Source organism: Bacillus sp. FSL R5-0603 (assembly GCF_038050295.1).
GTDB classification, from domain to species: domain Bacteria; phylum Bacillota; class Bacilli; order Bacillales; family Bacillaceae; genus Bacillus; species Bacillus subtilis.
On the sequence record NZ_JBBOYP010000001.1, the window covers coordinates 1,565,747 to 1,584,049 of the forward strand.

The following is an 18,303-nucleotide window of genomic DNA, read 5'->3' on the forward strand; positions in this document are numbered from 1 at the left end:
GGAGGTGAATTGCTATGGCAGACACATTAGAGCGTGTAACGAAAATCATCGTAGATCGCCTTGGCGTTGATGAAGCAGACGTCAAACTTGAAGCTTCTTTCAAGGAAGACTTAGGTGCTGATTCCCTAGATGTAGTTGAGCTTGTTATGGAACTTGAAGACGAGTTTGATATGGAGATTTCTGACGAAGATGCTGAAAAGATTGCAACAGTCGGCGACGCTGTGAACTACATACAAAACCAGCAATAAGCTGATGCTAAAAGTCCCGCCGAAACGCGGGGCTTTAGCCCTTTATTCGTGCAGTTATTACAGCATGCCGCTTTTACGCGCGCTGTATCCGGTTTAGTCAGAGAAGCGCGGTGAACCTGATGTGCCTATGGAGGTTACTATGTCAAAACACTCACATTATAAAGATAAAAAAAAGTTCTATAAAAAAGTAGAACAATTTAAAGAGTTTCAAGAACGGATTTCGGTTCACTTTCAAAATGAAAAGCTTTTGTATCAAGCATTTACACATTCATCTTATGTGAATGAGCATCGGAAAAAGCCGTATGAAGATAATGAAAGGCTTGAATTTTTAGGTGACGCTGTTTTGGAACTGACGATCTCCAGATTCTTATTTGCCAAATACCCGGCTATGAGTGAAGGAGATTTGACGAAATTGAGAGCCGCAATTGTTTGCGAACCGTCTCTCGTTTCATTGGCTCACGAGCTGTCATTCGGCGATCTTGTCCTGTTGGGTAAAGGCGAGGAAATGACAGGCGGAAGAAAGCGTCCTGCTCTATTGGCGGATGTTTTTGAGGCATTTATCGGAGCCTTGTACCTTGACCAAGGATTAGAGCCGGTCGAAAGTTTCTTAAAAGTTTATGTGTTCCCTAAAATTAACGATGGTGCTTTTTCTCATGTGATGGATTTCAAAAGCCAGCTGCAGGAATACGTGCAGCGGGACGGCAAAGGCTCTCTGGAGTATAAAATCTCCAACGAAAAAGGACCTGCGCACAACCGTGAATTTGAAGCCATCGTATCTCTAAAAGGTGAACCACTCGGAGTCGGAAACGGCCGTTCAAAGAAAGAAGCCGAACAGCACGCTGCTCAGGAAGCTTTAGCTAAATTGCAAAAACACCATACGAAACAATAAAATCCCCCTTATGACTCAGGGGGATTTCAGTATGTATGCCGTCTTATTTCACCAATGTTTATGATAGAATTGAAATACTTATTACATAAGGAGGATCGCTATGTTCCTCAAACGTTTAGACGTTATAGGATTTAAATCATTTGCAGAACGGATTTCCGTAGACTTCGTTAAAGGCGTGACAGCAGTTGTCGGGCCGAACGGAAGCGGAAAAAGCAACATCACGGATGCCATTCGCTGGGTTCTCGGCGAACAATCGGCACGCTCTCTTCGCGGCGGAAAAATGGAGGACATTATTTTTGCCGGGAGTGATTCTAGAAAGCGATTAAATCTAGCTGAAGTTACGCTTACTCTTGATAATGATGATCATTTCTTGCCAATTGACTTCCACGAGGTGAGTGTCACAAGACGTGTGTACAGATCAGGTGAGAGTGAGTTTCTGATTAACAATCAGCCATGCCGCTTGAAAGATATTATTGATTTATTTATGGATTCTGGCCTTGGTAAAGAAGCATTTTCTATTATCAGCCAAGGGAAAGTGGAAGAGATCCTGAGCAGCAAAGCGGAGGATCGCCGCAGTATCTTTGAAGAAGCGGCCGGGGTGCTTAAATATAAAACGAGAAAGAAAAAAGCAGAAAATAAACTGTTTGAGACACAGGACAATCTAAATCGGGTAGAAGATATATTACATGAGCTTGAAGGACAGGTTGAACCTCTTAAAATTCAAGCTTCAATAGCGAAAGACTACCTTGAGAAAAAGAAAGAGCTGGAGCATGTTGAAATTGCGCTGACTGCCTATGATATCGAAGAGCTGCATGGTAAATGGTCGACTCTTAAAGAGAAAGTGCAGATGGCAAAAGAAGAAGAGCTTGCTGAATCGTCTGCTATTTCTGCGAAAGAAGCAAAGATTGAGGATACAAGGGACAAAATACAAGCGCTTGATGAGTCAGTAGATGAGCTCCAGCAAGTTTTACTGGTAACTAGTGAGGAGCTGGAAAAGCTTGAAGGCCGTAAAGAAGTCCTGAAAGAACGAAAGAAAAACGCTGTGCAAAACCAAGAACAGCTTGAAGAAGCCATCGTTCAGTTCCAGCAAAAAGAAACGGTTCTGAAAGAAGAGCTTTCGAAGCAGGAAGCTGTCTTCGAAACGCTTCAGGCTGAGGTGAAGCAGTTAAGGGCGCAAGTAAAAGAAAAACAGCAGGCTCTCAGTCTTCACAATGAAAATGTCGAAGAGAAAATCGAGCAGCTGAAAAGTGATTATTTTGAGCTGTTAAACAGCCAGGCTTCGATACGCAACGAACTCCAGCTTCTTGATGACCAGATGTCCCAATCCGCTGTCACATTGCAGAGACTCGCGGACAACAATGAAAAGCACCTGCAGGAACGGCGTGATATTTCTGCGCGTAAAGCCGCATGTGAAACGGAATTTGCCCGAATTGAGCAGGAGATTCACAGTCAAGTCGGTGCATATCGTGATATGCAGACAAAATATGAGCAGAAAAAGCGCCAATACGAAAAAAATGAATCCGCTCTGTATCAGGCATACCAATACGTTCAGCAAGCGAGATCAAAAAAGGACATGCTTGAGACGATGCAGGGAGATTTTTCCGGCTTTTATCAAGGTGTTAAAGAGGTGCTGAAAGCAAAAGAGCGCCTTGGTGGAATTCGCGGAGCGGTTCTTGAGCTGATTTCTACAGAACAGAAGTATGAAACGGCCATTGAAATAGCGCTCGGCGCTTCTGCTCAGCATGTCGTGACCGACGATGAACAATCTGCCCGAAAAGCGATTCAATATTTAAAGCAGAATTCCTTCGGCCGGGCGACGTTTCTGCCTCTTTCTGTTATTAGAGACCGCCAGCTTCAAAGCCGTGACGCGGAAACAGCCGCCCGGCATTCATCATTTCTCGGGGTTGCCAGTGAACTTGTCACATTTGATCCTGCGTATCGAAGCGTCATCCAGAATCTTCTTGGAACCGTTCTGATCACAGAGGACTTAAAGGGTGCAAACGAGCTTGCGAAGCTTCTCGGGCACCGGTACCGCATCGTAACCCTTGAGGGAGATGTTGTGAACCCCGGTGGTTCAATGACGGGCGGCGCGGTTAAAAAGAAAAATAACTCCCTCCTTGGAAGAAGCCGGGAGCTAGAAGATGTGACGAAACGGCTCGCTGAAATGGAAGAGAAAACAGCACTGCTTGAACAAGAGGTCAAAACCCTTAAGCAATCCATTCAGGATATGGAGAAAAAACTGGCTGACTTAAGAGAAACCGGGGAAGGCTTAAGGTTAAAGCAGCAGGATGTGAAAGGCCAGCTGTACGAACTTCAAGTTGCCGAGAAAAATATCAATACCCATTTAGAGCTCTATGACCAAGAAAAATCTGCTCTGTCAGAAAGCGATGAGGAGAAAAAAGCGCGCAAACGCAAGCTTGAAGAAGAGCTCTCTGCCGTATCTGAAAAGATGAAACAGCTTGAAGAGGACATAGACAAACTGACAAAACAAAAACAAACGCAATCCTCAACGAAAGAGTCTCTCTCCAACGAGCTGACTGAGCTGAAGATCGCTGCGGCCAAAAAAGAGCAGGCTTGCAAGGGGGAAGAGGACAACCTTGCCAGATTAAAGAAAGAGCTCACTGAAACAGAGCTTGCGTTAAAAGAAGCAAAAGAAGACTTAAGCTTCTTAACGTCAGAGATGTCATCTAGCACCAGCGGCGAAGAAAAGCTGGAAGAAGCAGCAAAACATAAATTGAATGACAAAACGAAAACGATCGAACTGATTGCATTAAGGCGCGATCAGCGCATCAAGCTTCAGCATGGGCTTGATACGTATGAGCGTGAGCTGAAAGAAATGAAACGCCTGTATAAACAAAAAACAACGCTCTTAAAAGACGAAGAAGTCAAACTCGGACGAATGGAAGTCGAGCTTGATAATTTACTCCAATACTTACGGGAGGAATACAGCTTGTCCTTTGAGGGGGCAAAAGAGAAATATCAGCTTGAAACTGATCCAGAGGAAGCCAGAAAGCGCGTGAAGCTGATCAAACTCGCAATTGAAGAGCTGGGTACCGTGAACCTCGGAAGCATAGATGAGTTTGAGAGGGTCAACGAACGGTACAAGTTTCTGTCGGAACAAAAAGAAGATTTAACAGAAGCGAAAAATACCCTGTTCCAAGTGATTGAAGAAATGGATGAAGAAATGACGAAGCGCTTTAACGACACATTCGTCCAAATCCGCTCACACTTTGATCAAGTTTTCCGCTCCTTATTCGGAGGAGGGCGAGCTGAACTGAGGCTCACCGATCCTAACGATCTGCTTCATTCAGGAGTCGAGATTATCGCTCAGCCGCCGGGGAAAAAGCTGCAAAACTTAAACCTCCTGTCAGGCGGAGAGCGTGCGCTTACTGCTATAGCGCTCTTATTCTCAATCCTAAAGGTTCGTCCAGTGCCGTTTTGCGTCCTTGACGAAGTAGAGGCTGCGCTCGACGAAGCGAATGTGTTCCGGTTTGCGCAGTATTTAAAAAAATACAGCAGTGATACCCAGTTTATTGTGATTACCCACAGAAAAGGAACGATGGAGGAAGCGGATGTGCTTTATGGCGTAACCATGCAGGAATCCGGTGTTTCCAAGGTAATCTCCGTTAAGCTGGAAGAAACAAAAGAATACGTTCAGTAACGAGGAAAGAGGTTAAAAGATGAGCTTTTTTAAAAAATTAAAAGAGAAAATCACAAAACAGACAGATTCCGTATCTGAAAAGTTTAAGGATGGCCTTGAAAAAACAAGAAACTCCTTTCAAAACAAAGTGAATGATCTTGTATCCCGTTACCGTAAAGTGGATGAGGATTTCTTCGAAGAGCTTGAAGAGGTTCTTATCAGCGCGGATGTCGGTTTTACAACCGTTATGGAATTAATAGATGAGCTGAAAAAAGAAGTCAAACGCAGAAATATTCAAGATCCAAAGGAAGTCCAGTCAGTGATTTCTGAGAAACTGGTCGAGATTTATAACAGCGGAGATGAGCAAATTTCAGAACTGAACATCCAGGATGGGCGTTTAAACGTAATCCTTCTGGTAGGTGTAAACGGCGTCGGGAAAACAACAACGATCGGAAAGCTTGCTCATAAAATGAAACAAGAAGGAAAATCTGTCGTACTTGCCGCCGGAGACACTTTCAGAGCGGGAGCCATTGAACAGCTGGAAGTATGGGGAGAGCGTACAGGAGTGCCTGTCATTAAGCAGACGGCCGGAAGCGATCCGGCGGCTGTCATCTACGATGCTGTTCATGCTGCGAAAGCAAGAAATGCCGATGTATTAATTTGTGATACGGCAGGGCGTCTCCAAAACAAAGTAAATCTCATGAAAGAGCTTGAAAAAGTGAAACGTGTTATCGAAAGAGAAGTTCCTGAAGCTCCGCATGAGGTGCTGCTTGCCCTTGATGCCACGACCGGCCAAAATGCAATGGCTCAGGCAAAAGAATTCTCTAAAGCAACAAATGTTACCGGCATTGCTTTAACGAAGCTTGACGGTACGGCAAAAGGCGGTATCGTCCTTGCGATTCGCAACGAACTTCACATCCCGGTTAAACTAGTCGGTTTAGGAGAAAAAGTTGATGACCTTCAGGAATTTGATCCAGAATCCTATGTGTACGGACTCTTTTCAGATTTAGTGGAAAAAGCCGACGATTAAGAAAAAGGCCCCAACATCTTGGGGCCTTTTCTTTTTTATCTTCTTACTTGATAGGCGAAATGATAAAGGCTGTTATCAGTGGATACCAGTCTTGACTCACCAGAAAAAACTCTGAATGGGATGATGTCATAGTAATGAACGGAAACAGATGTGTAATACGTGTAATACCCAGCGGCTGGCCCCAAATACATTGGAACCTCAAATGTTCCGTTTGCATCAGTCGTTCCTGAAGCAGTTTGTGTTGTGTTTCCGACCTTCGTGTCTGCTTCAAATCTTACGGGTGCGTTTGGCACTGGCTGTCCGTTTTGGTCGAGTAATTTGCCGCTTACTGTAATATTGTACTTGACTCGCCAATATTGACCTTGTCCGTAATTGATTTTACCGTATACCCCTCCATCTGTGCTGATATTTGTGATTGAGGCCTTATAAGGTGCCTCAGCAGCGTCTGCTTGCTGTGCCGGGAAACCTATTGTAAACAGGGCTGCCAGACATAACATAAACAATAAACCGATTTTTTTCATAAAAATCCTCCTTTAAATAGGGTTCATATACAATATAGGAATAAATTGGATGATATTTAGCGTATTTTGGAAAAAGTTAATCGCCGCTTTGACAAGATAAAAACTTGACAGTGTCATTAAAACCGTGTAAACTAAGTTATCGTAAAGGGATTTGACTTAACAAAGGGGAGAGCTCAAATGTCACTCGAAAAGACAACGAGAATGAATTATCTGTTTGATTTTTATCAGTCGTTGTTGACGTCAAAACAGAAGAGCTATATGTCGCTTTATTATTTGGACGATTTCTCCCTAGGCGAAATAGCCGAAGAATATGAGGTTTCAAGACAAGCTGTTTATGATAACATCAAACGAACAGAAGCGATGCTTGAACAATATGAAGAAAAGCTGCTCCTTTTGAAAAAGTTTCAGGAGCGTAAAGAGATGTTTAATAAGCTGAAGGAGCTTGCTTCCGGTTCAAAAGAAGAGGAAGAAATTACAGCTCTGATTGAAGCGCTTGAGAAATTAGATTAGGAGGCGGCAAACTATGGCATTTGAAGGATTAGCCGACCGACTGCAGCAGACGATTTCTAAAATCCGCGGAAAAGGGAAAGTCAGCGAACAAGATGTAAAAGATATGATGCGTGAGGTTCGCCTTGCGCTGCTTGAGGCTGACGTTAACTTTAAAGTAGTCAAAGATTTTGTCAAAAAAGTAAGTGAACGCGCTGTAGGCCAAGACGTCATGAAAAGTCTGACGCCCGGCCAGCAGGTCATTAAAGTTGTTAAAGAGGAACTGACTGAGCTGATGGGCGGCGAAGAGAGCAAAATCGCCGTCGCAAAAAGGCCACCGACTGTTATTATGATGGTCGGTCTCCAAGGTGCCGGTAAAACGACAACAAGCGGTAAGCTTGCGAATCTGCTGCGCAAAAAGCATAATCGCAAACCGATGCTGGTTGCTGCTGATATTTACCGCCCAGCCGCAATTAAGCAGCTGGAAACACTCGGCAAACAGCTTGATATGCCTGTTTTCTCTCTTGGCGATCAGGTCAGTCCTGTAGAAATAGCTAAACAGGCTATTGAGAAAGCCAAGGAAGAACATTATGACTATGTCATTTTGGATACGGCAGGCCGCTTGCATATCGACCATGAACTGATGGATGAACTGACCAACGTCAAAGAAATCGCGAATCCGGAAGAAATCTTCCTGGTTGTCGATTCCATGACCGGTCAGGACGCTGTGAATGTTGCCAAAAGCTTTAATGAACAGCTCGGTTTAACCGGTGTTGTGTTAACGAAGCTGGATGGAGACACACGCGGCGGGGCTGCGCTTTCTATTCGCGCTGTCACAAACACGCCAATTAAGTTCGCAGGTTTGGGCGAAAAGCTTGATGCGTTAGAGCCGTTCCACCCTGAACGCATGGCATCAAGGATTCTCGGCATGGGCGACGTGCTGACATTGATTGAAAAAGCACAGGCCAGCGTTGATGAAGACAAAGCCAAAGAGCTGGAACAAAAAATGAGAACGATGAGCTTCACATTGGACGATTTTCTGGAGCAGCTCGGGCAAGTCAGAAACATGGGGCCGCTTGATGAGCTTCTGCAAATGATGCCGGGTGCAGGTAAAATGAAAGGCCTGAAAAACATCCAAGTTGATGAAAAACAGCTGAATCATGTGGAAGCAATCATTAAATCAATGACTGTTCTTGAAAAAGAACAGCCGGATATCATCAATGCCAGCCGGCGGAAGCGGATTGCAAAAGGAAGCGGGACATCCGTACAGGAAGTCAACCGTCTGCTTAAGCAGTTTGATGAAATGAAAAAAATGATGAAGCAGATGACAAACATGTCAAAAGGCAAGAAAAAAGGGTTTAAGCTACCTTTTATGTAATCGGTTATACATGATAAAACCGTTGTTAAGAAAAAACACTTTACAAACACTTTTATCATTGTTAATATACTATCTTGTTGAAATATTTTCGGAGGTGCTAGTAAAATGGCAGTAAAAATTCGTTTAAAACGTATGGGAGCAAAAAAATCTCCTTTCTATCGTATTGTTGTAGCAGATTCTCGTTCACCACGTGACGGCCGTTTCATCGAAACAGTCGGAACTTACAACCCGGTTGCAAAACCAGCGGAAGTAAAAATTGACGAAGAGCTTGCTCTTAAATGGCTTCAAACTGGAGCGAAACCATCTGATACAGTTCGCAACTTGTTCTCTAGCCAAGGAATCATGGAAAAATTCCACAACGCTAAACAAGGCAAGTAATGACTGATCAACACTTGGAAGATTTGATTGTCCACATTGTGACGCCGCTTGTTGATCATCCAGATGACATTCGCGTCATAAGAGAAGAAACCGATCAAAAGATTGCGCTGCGCTTATCTGTCCATAAGTCAGATACCGGTAAAGTTATCGGAAAGCAAGGCCGGACTGCAAAAGCGATTCGAACAGCTGTATTTGCAGCTGGCGCACAGTCTTCTAAGAAAGTTCAATTTGAAATATTTGACTAAAAGGGAGAGGGCCGGCACCTCCCCTTTTTTTACACGCAAAAAAAGGGTAAACTGATAGAAGCTTAGGCAAAATAGAAAAGCCTGGGCGAGTAAAAGTTTTAAAAGCGGGGAGCTTGGTGCGATGCAAATTATTCACCGTGTAGCCGTTATGCAAGTCTTAACCGAGCGCAGCAAAGAAAAGCTTTTAGCTTCTTTTGCCGAAAAGAAACAAATGCTTGAACGAGAATGCAGCCAGCTCTATTTTCAGCTTAGAAAACATGAGAAAGAACAGCAAAACCCTGATATGATTGAACAATTTAAAAAGGCAATAGAAAAGCGAATAAATGATATAAAAATCATCGATTTTCAAATTGCTCAAGTACATACATTGCCGCTTGGCAGTGAGTTGAAAGAAAAGGAAGTCGATGCGCTGCTGACGATTGAAGCCGGGGATGACTGGCATGAGAAAACAGCAGCGAACACCATCGTCATAAAAGACGGAAAAGTAATTGAAATTCGCCAGAGGTGATCATATGACAAAGCGATGGTTTAATGTAGGCAAAATCGTAAATACCCACGGAATCAAAGGCGAAGTGCGGGTGATTTCAAAAACAGATTTTGCCGAAGAACGATACAAGCCGGGAAACACGCTGTATTTGTTTATGGACGGCCGTAACGAACCAGTGGAGGTAACGGTAAACACACATAGACTGCATAAGCAATTTCATCTCCTGCAGTTTAAAGAAAGACAAAACCTAAATGAAGTAGAAGAGCTGAAAAACGCAATCATTAAAGTTCCTGAAGAAGAATTAGGAGAGCTGAATGAGGGTGAATTTTATTTCCACGAAATTATTGGGTGTGAAGTATTTACTGAAGAAGGCGAACTCATCGGAAAGGTCAAAGAAATTTTGACGCCTGGAGCCAATGACGTTTGGGTCATCGGAAGAAAAGGAAAAAAAGACGCACTCATTCCTTACATTGAATCAGTGGTCAAACATATCGATGTCAGGGAAAAGAAAATTGAGATTGAACTCATGGAAGGGTTAATAGACGAATGAAAATCGACTTTTTGACGCTGTTTCCCGAAATGTTTGAAGGCGTGCTCGGCTCATCGATTCTTCAAAAAGCCCAGGAAAAAAATGCGGTGCAGTTTCAAGTCGTAAATTTCCGGGAGTACTCTGATAACAAGCACAATACTGTTGATGATTATCCTTATGGCGGCGGGGCAGGCATGGTTCTCAAGCCCCAGCCTGTTTTTGACGCGGTCGAGGACCTGACATCAAAGGCAGCCGCCGCTCCGCGTATTATCCTCGTATGCCCGCAAGGTGAGCGTTTTACCCAAAAAAAAGCCGAGCAATTAGCTAAGGAAGAGCATTTGCTGTTCATTTGCGGCCACTATGAAGGCTATGATGAACGCATTCGCGAGCACTTGGTAACGGATGAAATATCAATTGGCGACTTTGTTCTGACGGGCGGTGAGCTCCCTGCAATGATGATCGCAGACAGTGTGGTCAGACTGCTTCCGGGTGTACTGGGTAAAGAGGCTTCCCATATTGAGGATTCCTTCAGCACCGGACTTTTAGAGCACCCGCATTATACAAGACCGGCAGATTACAAAGGTTTAAAAGTGCCTGAAACACTCTTGTCAGGAAACCATGCAAAAATTGAAGAATGGCGGAATAAAGAATCGATCAGAAGGACCTACCTAAGACGTCCGGATCTGTTGAAAGACTACCCGCTTACAGAGCAGCAAAGAAAGTGGATTTCTGAATGGGAAAAAGAATAGATTTTATTGCATAGGCTATGAAATTGTGATAAGATACTACTTGTGGCTTAAGCGGGCTTATCCGCTGCAAGCTTGAAAACGATGTTCCGCTGTGCCGGTTTTTGTGGCCAAGAGCATCTGTTGGAAGGAGTTGAAAACGATGCAAAAACTAATTGAAGATATCACAAAAGAACAGCTTCGTACTGATCTTCCTGCGTTCCGTCCTGGTGACACTTTACGTGTACACGTTAAAGTTGTTGAGGGTAACCGTGAGCGTATCCAGATCTTTGAAGGTGTTGTGATTAAGCGTCGTGGTGGTGGAATCAGCGAAACGTTCACAGTTCGTAAGATTTCTTACGGTGTTGGCGTTGAACGTACTTTCCCAGTACACACACCAAAAATCGCGAAAATCGAAGTTGTACGTTACGGTAAAGTACGCCGTGCTAAACTTTACTATCTGCGTGAACTTCGCGGAAAAGCGGCTCGTATTAAAGAGATCAGACGATAATGATAACGAACGAAAAGAGCTTGTTACCTGTAACAAGCTCTTTTTTTATACAGAATTTGAAAATGCCGGACAGGCATCGTAAAATACATAAAGGACAACAATGAATCATGCATACTGAAGATAAAGGCGGTGTTCGTGTCACATGACAATTCAATGGTTCCCGGGCCATATGGCAAAAGCAAGAAGGGAAGTAACCGAAAAATTAAAATTAATCGATATCGTATATGAATTGGTAGATGCCAGAATTCCAATGTCATCAAGAAACCCAATGATTGAAGATATTCTAAAAAACAAGCCGCGAATTATGCTGTTAAACAAGGCTGACAAAGCAGATGCGGCAGTTACACAGCGGTGGAAAGAGCATTTTGAGAAGCAGGGGATTCGCTCTCTGTCTATTAATTCTGTAAATGGACAAGGGTTAAATCAAATTGTGCCTGCATCAAAAGAGATCCTCCAAGAAAAATTTGACCGGATGCGGGCGAAAGGTGTGAAGCCGAGAGCAATTCGCGCTTTGATTATCGGCATTCCAAACGTCGGAAAATCAACGCTCATCAACCGGCTTGCAAAGAAAAACATAGCAAAAACGGGAGACAGACCTGGTATTACGACTTCTCAACAGTGGGTCAAGGTTGGGAAAGAATTAGAGCTATTAGATACACCGGGAATTTTGTGGCCTAAATTTGAGGATGAGCTTGTCGGTTTGAGACTTGCAGTCACCGGGGCTATTAAAGACTCGATTATCAATTTGCAGGACGTGGCCGTGTTTGGTCTTCGTTTTCTCGAAGAACATTACCCAGAGCGGCTCAAGGAGCGTTATGACCTTGATGAGATCCCAGAGGACATTGCCGAGCTGTTTGATGCAATAGGTGAAAAGCGGGGCTGTCTCATGAGCGGTGGGCTCATTAACTATGATAAGACGACTGAAGTCATCATTCGCGATATTCGCACTGAAAAGTTCGGCAGGCTGTCATTTGAACAACCGACGATGTAAAGGCGCGCAGAAATGCGGGTCTTTATTTTTTCTTGGCTGAACCGATACATACAGTAAGGGAGAAGAGAAAGTGAATACATTAACCGTAAAGGACATTAAAGACCGTTTGCAGGAAGTGAAGGATGCACAAGACCCATTTATTGCCCAATGCGAAAACGACCCGAGAAAAAGCGTTCAAACGCTTGTAGAGCAATGGCTTAAAAAGCAAGCGAAAGAAAAAGCGCTGAAAGAACAATGGGTGAATATGACTTCCTATGAAAGGCTGGCAAGAAACAAGGGATTTCGCTTGATTGCAGGTGTTGACGAGGTCGGCCGGGGCCCATTGGCAGGACCAGTTGTCGCCAGCGCAGTCATCCTTCCAGAGGAATGTGAAATACTTGGGCTGACAGACTCCAAAAAGCTTTCAGAGAAAAAACGCGAGGAATATTACGAGCTTATTATGAAGGAAGCACTGGCGGTCGGGATAGGAATTGTAGAAGCTACTGTGATTGATGAGATCAATATATATGAAGCTTCAAAAATGGCAATGGTGAAAGCGATACAAGATTTGTCGACTACACCTGATTATTTGCTTGTTGACGCAATGACACTTCCCCTCGACACGGCTCAGGCGTCAATTATAAAAGGCGATGCCAAAAGCGTGTCTATTGCGGCAGGTGCGTGTATCGCAAAAGTGACGAGGGACCGAATGATGAGCGCTTATGCCGAAACGTATCCCATGTACGGCTTTGAAAAAAATAAAGGCTATGGGACAAAAGAACATTTGGAAGCTCTCGCTGCATACGGCCCAACTGAATTGCACCGCAAAACTTTCGCTCCTGTTCAATCTTTCAGATAAATCACCATGGACAAGGAGGCACCTTTTTAAAATGAACATACGAAATGATGTGCAAAAGGCGCTGCAGCACCTTTTCGGGCGTACAGCCGTCCCGCAGGAAACATCAAAAGTAAACGAAGCGCTAAACGGGGAGAAGCGTCTCCTCTTAGGAAAAGTGCTTCGTATACTAGGAGATCAGCATGCCCTGATCCAAGTCGGCAATCAAACTGTTCAGGGAAAACTTGAAACCCAGCTTCGTCCTCAGGCATACTATTGGTTTTCCTACGAAAAAAAAACGGCAGAGCAAACAGGCCGTCTTCAGGTCGTTCAAAGCTTTGATCAAAATCCTAAAACCATTCAGGATGCAGCTGGCAAGCTTTTAAATGCCATGTCAGTGAAGACGTCAAACGCAGCTCTCATGATGACAGGAGCGATGCTGAAGAGCAAAACACCCGTAACAGAAAATGATATCAAAACAGCTGTCCGCTGGATGGACACGCTGCCTTCGCAAGACACAAAAAAAGCAGTTGAAACGGTTCTCTTCGCTTTAAAGCGTGATCTTCCCATTCACTCCGAGATTTTGAATGGTGTTCACGCTGTGAGATCGCCTGTTCCGTTGCATCAGCACGTATCCCAGCTGCTACAGGCAATCGACCAAAACCCTCAGCAGAGCCAAATGATGTCAAAGCTAAAGGAAGCAGTTACGGTGCTTTTAAATAGTGAAATCGATGTCCATGCAGAACGGCTGATTGATAAGCTTATTTCTTTAACCGACAATACGAAAGCACCTTCTCCGACGAATACAGCTGGAAGCAGGGAGCTTAGCACACCAGCTGGCTCCCCCGGAAAAGCCAGCCCGCCGATTGCAAATCACACAGCAGAACAGGGAAGCATACAAGAAGAGCCTGTTAAAACAGCAGCAGACATTCCAATTAAAGAAGCCCGCCAGCTGCTGGTGAAGCTGACGGAATCTGCTGAAAAAAACAGTCTCCAAATTGTGAAAGAAGCAGCAAATTGGATTAAAGCGGCTGCTTCATCGGGTGATAGTAAGTCACTTGCAGCTTCAGCAGTTTTACAGGCGGCACAAGTCACAGACCAGGAAGCCGAAGTCTTTTTAAAGGCTGTTCAGCAGACAGCACCCCATTTTGCGGATAAGGCAGATGTTCTTTCTTTCTTATCCAAAGTGAAAACGGCAATCGGTGCAAGGGACGAGGTTGCGTTCATTAAAGCGTTTGAACAAGGAAGCGCAGTCACATCTGGCGAAATGCAATCCATCAAGCTGGCTCTTTCTGCCTTAAGAGCATCGCATGAGGTAGCCGAACCAGTCAAACAAGAAGCCGATCAGCTTTTTCATAAATTAAATGGCCAGCTTTTCATGCAGCAGGACCATCCATCATACAGCCAAATTGTAATGTCATTTCCGATGTTTTCGAAGTCAGGGGTTCAGGACATGACTGTTCTGTTTAAAGGAAAGAAAGAAGCGGATGGAAAGCTTGATCCTTCCCATTGCCGCCTTTTGTTTTTGCTGCAGCTTGATACACTAAAAGAAACCGTCGTTGATTGCTTGGTACAGCAAAAAGTCATGACCATTACAATAGAGACTGATTTCGAGCTGCAGGCTGCGATCGATCCGATGGTGCCCGCGCTTAAACAGGGGCTAAAGGAAATGGGGTACAGCCTTTCAGGGGTAAACGCTAAAAAAAGGGTTCACACCGAAGAAAAGGCTTCAATCGATCAATATATAACAAGTATCAGTGATCAGGAAGTGGATGTGAAAATATGAAAGAGCAGACACCGATCAGACAAGCTGTTGCTCTCCATTATGACGAACAAAAAGACAAGGCGCCGAGAGTGATTGCCACAGGAAAGGGCCATGTAGCTGACAACATTATCAAAGAAGCAAAAAAAGCAGGGGTCCCGATTCAAGAAGATCGGACCCTTGTCGAATTAATGCGCCATTTGACGGTAGATGATCAAATCCCTGAAGCTCTTTATGAAACGGTAGCCGAGATTTTTTCATTCATTTACAAATTGGACGAAAGCGTAAAAAACAAAAAATAGCTAAAATATTCCCCATCCTCCTTTGAAATTTATGTTTTTAATAAAGTAAAAGTTTGAATGTTTAGAAGGATTAAAAGATTTTGCATCGAACTGTAGACAATTCTTCCAGTATTATTATAGAATGAAAGCGCAGTCTATTTTAGTTTTGTTACATAAGTTAGGAGGATGGGAAATGAATATCCATGAGTACCAGGGAAAAGAAGTCCTCAGAAAATATGGGGTATCTGTTCCTGAAGGTAAAGTGGCTTTTACAGCAGAAGAAGCAGTTGAGAGTGCAAAGAGCTTATCCAGCTCGGTTTATGTCGTAAAGGCTCAAATTCATGCTGGCGGTCGAGGCAAAGCTGGTGGGGTAAAAATAGCAAAATCATTAGATGAAGTAAAAGCGTATGCCGAAGAACTATTAGGGAAGACCCTAGTTACACATCAGACGGGTCCGGACGGCCAAGTAATAAAACGCTTACTTATTGAAGAAGGCTGCGATATTAAAAAAGAATATTACGTGGGTCTTGTGCTTGACCGCGCCACTTCAAGAATCGTTCTGATGGCTTCTGAAGAAGGCGGAACGGAAATTGAAGAGGTTGCGGAGAAAACACCGGAAAAAATCAAAAAAGCTGTCATTGATCCGGCTGTTGGCCTTCAAGGCTATCAAGCCAGAGAAATTGCATTCGCTATTAATATTCCAAAAGAGCTCGTGGGAAAAGCTGCTAAATTTATGCTTGGACTATATAAAGCGTTTGTTGAGAAAGACTGCTCAATCGCCGAAATCAATCCGCTTGTTGTTACCGGCGACGGAAATGTGATGGCGCTTGATGCAAAATTGAATTTTGACAGCAATGCGTTGTACCGACAAAAGGACATTATGGAATACAGAGATTTGGATGAAGAAGATCCGAAAGAAATTGAAGCGTCCAAATATGATCTAAGCTACATTTCCCTTGATGGAAATATCGGCTGTATGGTAAACGGCGCGGGACTTGCAATGTCCACGATGGATATTATCAAGCATTATGGAGGAGAACCGGCCAACTTCCTTGATGTGGGCGGCGGTGCAACCGCGGAAAAAGTCACGGAAGCATTTAAAATCATTCTTTCTGATCAAAACGTTAAAGGGATTTTTGTCAACATTTTCGGCGGCATTATGAAATGTGATGTCATCGCAGAAGGGGTTGTTGAAGCGACTAGACAAGTTGGTTTGACATTGCCGCTTGTCGTCCGTCTTGAAGGCACAAACGTGGATCTAGGGAAGAAAATCCTTAGTGAATCAGGATTAAACATTACATCTGCGGAATCAATGGCTGACGGCGCGCAGAAAATCGTATCCTTAGTTTAAGAAAGAATGAAAGGCAGGGGACCAAATAATGAGTGTTTTCATTAATAAAGATACAAGAGTTATTGTGCAAGGGATTACAGGTTCTACCGCTTTATTTCATACGAAGCAGATGCTCGAATACGGCACAAATATCGTTGGCGGTGTAACACCTGGAAAAGGCGGAACAGAAGTGGAAGGTGTTCCTGTATTTAATACAGTTGCTGAAGCAGTTCAAACGACCGGCGCTAACGCGTCTGTTATATATGTGCCCGCACCGTTTGCAGCTGATGCGATTATGGAAGCGGTAGATGCGGAGCTTGATCTCGTGATTTGTATCACAGAACATATCCCGGTTTTGGATATGGTGAAGGTCAAACGCTTCATGGAAGGCAAGAAAACGAGACTGATAGGGCCGAACTGTCCTGGTGTCATTACGCCTGAAGAATGTAAAATCGGCATTATGCCCGGATACATCCATAAAAAGGGTCATGTAGGCGTTGTATCACGTTCAGGAACATTAACATACGAAGCGGTGCACCAGCTCTCAGAAGCGGGTGTAGGGCAATCTACAGCTGTTGGAATCGGCGGCGACCCTGTAAATGGAACAAACTTTATTGACGTTTTAAAAGCGTTTAACGAAGATCCTGACACTCACGCAGTCATCATGATTGGCGAAATCGGCGGTACTGCCGAAGAGGAAGCGGCAGAGTGGGTAAAAGCCAACATGACAAAACCGGTAGTCGGTTTTATCGGCGGTAAAACAGCACCTCCTGGAAAGCGCATGGGGCATGCAGGCGCCATTATTTCCGGCGGAAAAGGGACAGCTGATGAAAAAATCAAAACCCTTAATGCATGCGGAATCGAAGTTGCAGAGACACCTTCTGTCATGGGTGAAACCTTAATCAAGGTGCTGAAAGAGAAGAACTTGTTCGAAACTTGTAAAACGCATTAATAAAAAAGGGACAGCCGTCAAGGCTGTTCCTGCTTTTTCTAACAAAAGGAGGTCAATCTATTGGATCAGGCCGCTGCCTGCCTAACGATTTGCAGAATCAATCAATTATTATCCCCATCCCTTCTATTAAAATGGTGGAAAGCCGATCCGTCTATGTCGCTGACATCACCCGTGTTACAAACGGTTACTCGTGGTCAAATAAAAGCAGCTGCATTAAAAAACGAAATAGAACAACTTTATCCAAAGCTCCAGCGTGTACTTGCTGCTTATCGTGAGCAAGGCATCAACACCATCCCTATTTCTTCAAAGCAATATCCTTTCTGGCTTAAAAGCATTTATGATCCCCCCGCCGTACTGTTTGCAAAAGGTGATATGACTCTTCTTTCGAAAGGGAGAAAAATTGGAATTGTAGGGACAAGAAATCCAACAGCTTATGGGAAACAAGTTGTCAATCATCTTACAAAAGAGATCTGTCGTAAAGGTTGGGTGATTGTCAGCGGACTGGCGTCTGGGATAGACGGAATGTCCCATGCTGCAAGTATTAAGGCGAAGGGGCGGACAATTGGCGTCATTGCAGGCGGATTTCAGCACATTTATCCCCGAGAAAACCTTCAGTTAGCAGATCACATGGCTAAACACCATATCCTGCTGTCAGAGCACCCACCTGAAACTAAACCCCAAAAATGGCATTTCCCTATGAGAAACCGTATTATCAGCGGACTAAGTGAAGGCGTTATTGTCGTTCAGGGCAAAGAAAAAAGCGGTTCGCTGATTACTGCCTATCAAGCATTGGAACAAGGGAGAGAGGTATTTGCCGTACCCGGTTCATTATTTGACCCTTACGCCGGAGGTCCTATAAAACTGATCCAGCAGGGGGCTAAAGCCATATGGTCAGCAGAGGATATTTTCGAGGAACTTTCTGAGAGAAACGTTCAATATACGGAACCCTTTTGAATTATCGTTTGACAAACGGTATTGTAATATTTAATAATAGTGAGGATTTAAAGTTGCATATTGTTTTCTATTTAATTAATGACGTTCATGATAAAGAATGAAATGTTGAAAGCCAAATAAAGACAGCTGCAAGAATAAAATTGAAATATCTT

Annotated in this window: 20 protein-coding genes; 19 read left to right on the forward strand and 1 reads right to left on the reverse strand. The window is 43.9% G+C overall.

Annotated features, from left to right (window positions below; all coding sequences use genetic code 11):
- Positions 1 to 14: 14 nt before the first annotated feature.
- From acpP to ftsY, 4 genes are all read left to right on the forward strand, one after another.
- Entirely contained in the window at positions 15 to 248 is a 234-nt protein-coding gene (acpP, locus tag NYE56_RS08110; protein ID WP_003154310.1) for an acyl carrier protein, read from the forward strand.
- Between the two features lie 139 nt (positions 249 to 387).
- Positions 388 to 1,137: a ribonuclease III gene (rncS, locus tag NYE56_RS08115; RefSeq protein ID WP_003232030.1), complete on the forward strand. Its 750-nt coding sequence runs from the start codon at positions 388 to 390 to the stop codon at positions 1,135 to 1,137.
- 100 nt (positions 1,138 to 1,237) lie between these two features.
- Entirely contained in the window at positions 1,238 to 4,798 is a 3,561-nt protein-coding gene (gene smc / locus NYE56_RS08120; protein WP_335449272.1) for a chromosome segregation protein SMC, read from the forward strand.
- 19 nt (positions 4,799 to 4,817) lie between these two features.
- Positions 4,818 to 5,807 carry a signal recognition particle-docking protein FtsY gene (ftsY, locus tag NYE56_RS08125; protein ID WP_003232026.1) on the forward strand — a complete coding sequence of 330 codons (990 nt, stop codon included), beginning with the start codon at positions 4,818 to 4,820 and terminating at the stop codon, positions 5,805 to 5,807.
- Between the two features lie 35 nt (positions 5,808 to 5,842).
- On the opposite strand, the gene NYE56_RS08130 is transcribed toward ftsY, so the two are convergent.
- Entirely contained in the window at positions 5,843 to 6,328 is a 486-nt protein-coding gene (locus NYE56_RS08130; protein ID WP_003245834.1) for an Ig-like domain-containing protein, read from the reverse strand.
- A gap of 177 nt (positions 6,329 to 6,505) precedes the next feature.
- Between NYE56_RS08130 and NYE56_RS08135 the strand changes: the two genes are divergently transcribed.
- The 15 genes from NYE56_RS08135 to dprA all read left to right on the forward strand — a co-directional run bounded on the left by NYE56_RS08135 (position 6,506) and on the right by dprA (position 18,151).
- The gene (locus tag NYE56_RS08135) at positions 6,506 to 6,838 is read left to right on the forward strand and encodes a putative DNA-binding protein (RefSeq protein ID WP_003238590.1); all 333 of its coding nucleotides are present in this window, start codon (positions 6,506 to 6,508) and stop codon (positions 6,836 to 6,838) included.
- A 13-nt stretch (positions 6,839 to 6,851) separates the two neighbouring features.
- Positions 6,852 to 8,192, forward strand: coding sequence for a signal recognition particle protein (ffh, locus tag NYE56_RS08140; protein ID WP_014113771.1), 1,341 nt, complete (start codon positions 6,852 to 6,854; stop codon positions 8,190 to 8,192).
- 105 nt (positions 8,193 to 8,297) lie between these two features.
- Positions 8,298 to 8,570, forward strand: coding sequence for a 30S ribosomal protein S16 (rpsP, locus tag NYE56_RS08145; protein ID WP_003220815.1), 273 nt, complete (start codon positions 8,298 to 8,300; stop codon positions 8,568 to 8,570).
- Entirely contained in the window at positions 8,570 to 8,815 is a 246-nt protein-coding gene (locus tag NYE56_RS08150) for a KH domain-containing protein (RefSeq protein WP_014476792.1), read from the forward strand. Before rpsP ends, NYE56_RS08150 begins: the two co-directional genes overlap by 1 nt.
- Positions 8,816 to 8,936: 121 nt before the next feature.
- Complete coding sequence (locus NYE56_RS08155) at positions 8,937 to 9,323, forward strand: YlqD family protein (protein WP_341283698.1); 387 nt, start codon at positions 8,937 to 8,939, stop codon at positions 9,321 to 9,323.
- 4 nt (positions 9,324 to 9,327) lie between these two features.
- On the forward strand, positions 9,328 to 9,852 hold the full coding sequence (gene rimM, locus NYE56_RS08160) for a ribosome maturation factor RimM (RefSeq protein ID WP_003232013.1): 525 nt from the start codon (positions 9,328 to 9,330) through the stop codon (positions 9,850 to 9,852).
- A complete protein-coding gene (trmD, locus tag NYE56_RS08165; protein ID WP_014663952.1) occupies positions 9,849 to 10,580 on the forward strand; it encodes a tRNA (guanosine(37)-N1)-methyltransferase TrmD in 732 nt (243 codons plus the stop codon). The genes rimM and trmD overlap by 4 nt, the downstream gene beginning before the upstream one ends.
- Positions 10,581 to 10,719: 139 nt before the next feature.
- On the forward strand, positions 10,720 to 11,067 hold the full coding sequence (rplS, locus tag NYE56_RS08170) for a 50S ribosomal protein L19 (RefSeq protein WP_003220825.1): 348 nt from the start codon (positions 10,720 to 10,722) through the stop codon (positions 11,065 to 11,067).
- A 142-nt stretch (positions 11,068 to 11,209) separates the two neighbouring features.
- Complete coding sequence (gene ylqF / locus NYE56_RS08175; protein ID WP_268555221.1) at positions 11,210 to 12,058, forward strand: ribosome biogenesis GTPase YlqF; 849 nt, start codon at positions 11,210 to 11,212, stop codon at positions 12,056 to 12,058.
- Between the two features lie 70 nt (positions 12,059 to 12,128).
- Positions 12,129 to 12,896, forward strand: a complete 768-nt coding sequence (gene rnhB / locus NYE56_RS08180) for a ribonuclease HII (protein ID WP_064671376.1) — start codon at positions 12,129 to 12,131, stop codon at positions 12,894 to 12,896.
- A 31-nt stretch (positions 12,897 to 12,927) separates the two neighbouring features.
- Positions 12,928 to 14,658, forward strand: coding sequence for a hypothetical protein (locus NYE56_RS08185; RefSeq protein WP_341283699.1), 1,731 nt, complete (start codon positions 12,928 to 12,930; stop codon positions 14,656 to 14,658).
- The gene (locus tag NYE56_RS08190) at positions 14,655 to 14,936 is read left to right on the forward strand and encodes a FlhB-like flagellar biosynthesis protein (protein WP_341283700.1); all 282 of its coding nucleotides are present in this window, start codon (positions 14,655 to 14,657) and stop codon (positions 14,934 to 14,936) included. The genes NYE56_RS08185 and NYE56_RS08190 overlap by 4 nt, the downstream gene beginning before the upstream one ends.
- Positions 14,937 to 15,108: 172 nt before the next feature.
- Entirely contained in the window at positions 15,109 to 16,266 is a 1,158-nt protein-coding gene (gene sucC, locus NYE56_RS08195; RefSeq protein ID WP_014663957.1) for an ADP-forming succinate--CoA ligase subunit beta, read from the forward strand.
- A 28-nt stretch (positions 16,267 to 16,294) separates the two neighbouring features.
- Complete coding sequence (gene sucD, locus NYE56_RS08200; protein ID WP_024572248.1) at positions 16,295 to 17,197, forward strand: succinate--CoA ligase subunit alpha; 903 nt, start codon at positions 16,295 to 16,297, stop codon at positions 17,195 to 17,197.
- Between the two features lie 60 nt (positions 17,198 to 17,257).
- Positions 17,258 to 18,151 carry a DNA-processing protein DprA gene (gene dprA, locus NYE56_RS08205; protein WP_268555218.1) on the forward strand — a complete coding sequence of 298 codons (894 nt, stop codon included), beginning with the start codon at positions 17,258 to 17,260 and terminating at the stop codon, positions 18,149 to 18,151.
- The last annotated feature ends 152 nt before the right edge of the window (positions 18,152 to 18,303 follow it).

Coding starts and splice junctions, on each gene's coding strand:
- NYE56_RS08185 (WP_341283699.1), top strand. CDS start 12,928: ATGAACATACGAAATGATGTGCAAAAGGCGCTGCAGCACCTTTTCGGG.
- rpsP (WP_003220815.1), top strand. CDS start 8,298: ATGGCAGTAAAAATTCGTTTAAAACGTATGGGAGCAAAAAAATCTCCT.
- trmD (WP_014663952.1), top strand. CDS start 9,849: ATGAAAATCGACTTTTTGACGCTGTTTCCCGAAATGTTTGAAGGCGTG.
- acpP (WP_003154310.1), top strand. CDS start 15: ATGGCAGACACATTAGAGCGTGTAACGAAAATCATCGTAGATCGCCTT.
- ylqF (WP_268555221.1), top strand. CDS start 11,210: ATGACAATTCAATGGTTCCCGGGCCATATGGCAAAAGCAAGAAGGGAA.
- sucD (WP_024572248.1), top strand. CDS start 16,295: ATGAGTGTTTTCATTAATAAAGATACAAGAGTTATTGTGCAAGGGATT.
- sucC (WP_014663957.1), top strand. CDS start 15,109: ATGAATATCCATGAGTACCAGGGAAAAGAAGTCCTCAGAAAATATGGG.
- ffh (WP_014113771.1), top strand. CDS start 6,852: ATGGCATTTGAAGGATTAGCCGACCGACTGCAGCAGACGATTTCTAAA.
- rimM (WP_003232013.1), top strand. CDS start 9,328: ATGACAAAGCGATGGTTTAATGTAGGCAAAATCGTAAATACCCACGGA.
- NYE56_RS08150 (WP_014476792.1), top strand. CDS start 8,570: ATGACTGATCAACACTTGGAAGATTTGATTGTCCACATTGTGACGCCG.
- NYE56_RS08155 (WP_341283698.1), top strand. CDS start 8,937: ATGCAAATTATTCACCGTGTAGCCGTTATGCAAGTCTTAACCGAGCGC.
- rplS (WP_003220825.1), top strand. CDS start 10,720: ATGCAAAAACTAATTGAAGATATCACAAAAGAACAGCTTCGTACTGAT.
- smc (WP_335449272.1), top strand. CDS start 1,238: ATGTTCCTCAAACGTTTAGACGTTATAGGATTTAAATCATTTGCAGAA.
- ftsY (WP_003232026.1), top strand. CDS start 4,818: ATGAGCTTTTTTAAAAAATTAAAAGAGAAAATCACAAAACAGACAGAT.
- NYE56_RS08190 (WP_341283700.1), top strand. CDS start 14,655: ATGAAAGAGCAGACACCGATCAGACAAGCTGTTGCTCTCCATTATGAC.
- rncS (WP_003232030.1), top strand. CDS start 388: ATGTCAAAACACTCACATTATAAAGATAAAAAAAAGTTCTATAAAAAA.
- NYE56_RS08135 (WP_003238590.1), top strand. CDS start 6,506: ATGTCACTCGAAAAGACAACGAGAATGAATTATCTGTTTGATTTTTAT.
- NYE56_RS08130 (WP_003245834.1), bottom strand. CDS start 6,328: ATGAAAAAAATCGGTTTATTGTTTATGTTATGTCTGGCAGCCCTGTTT.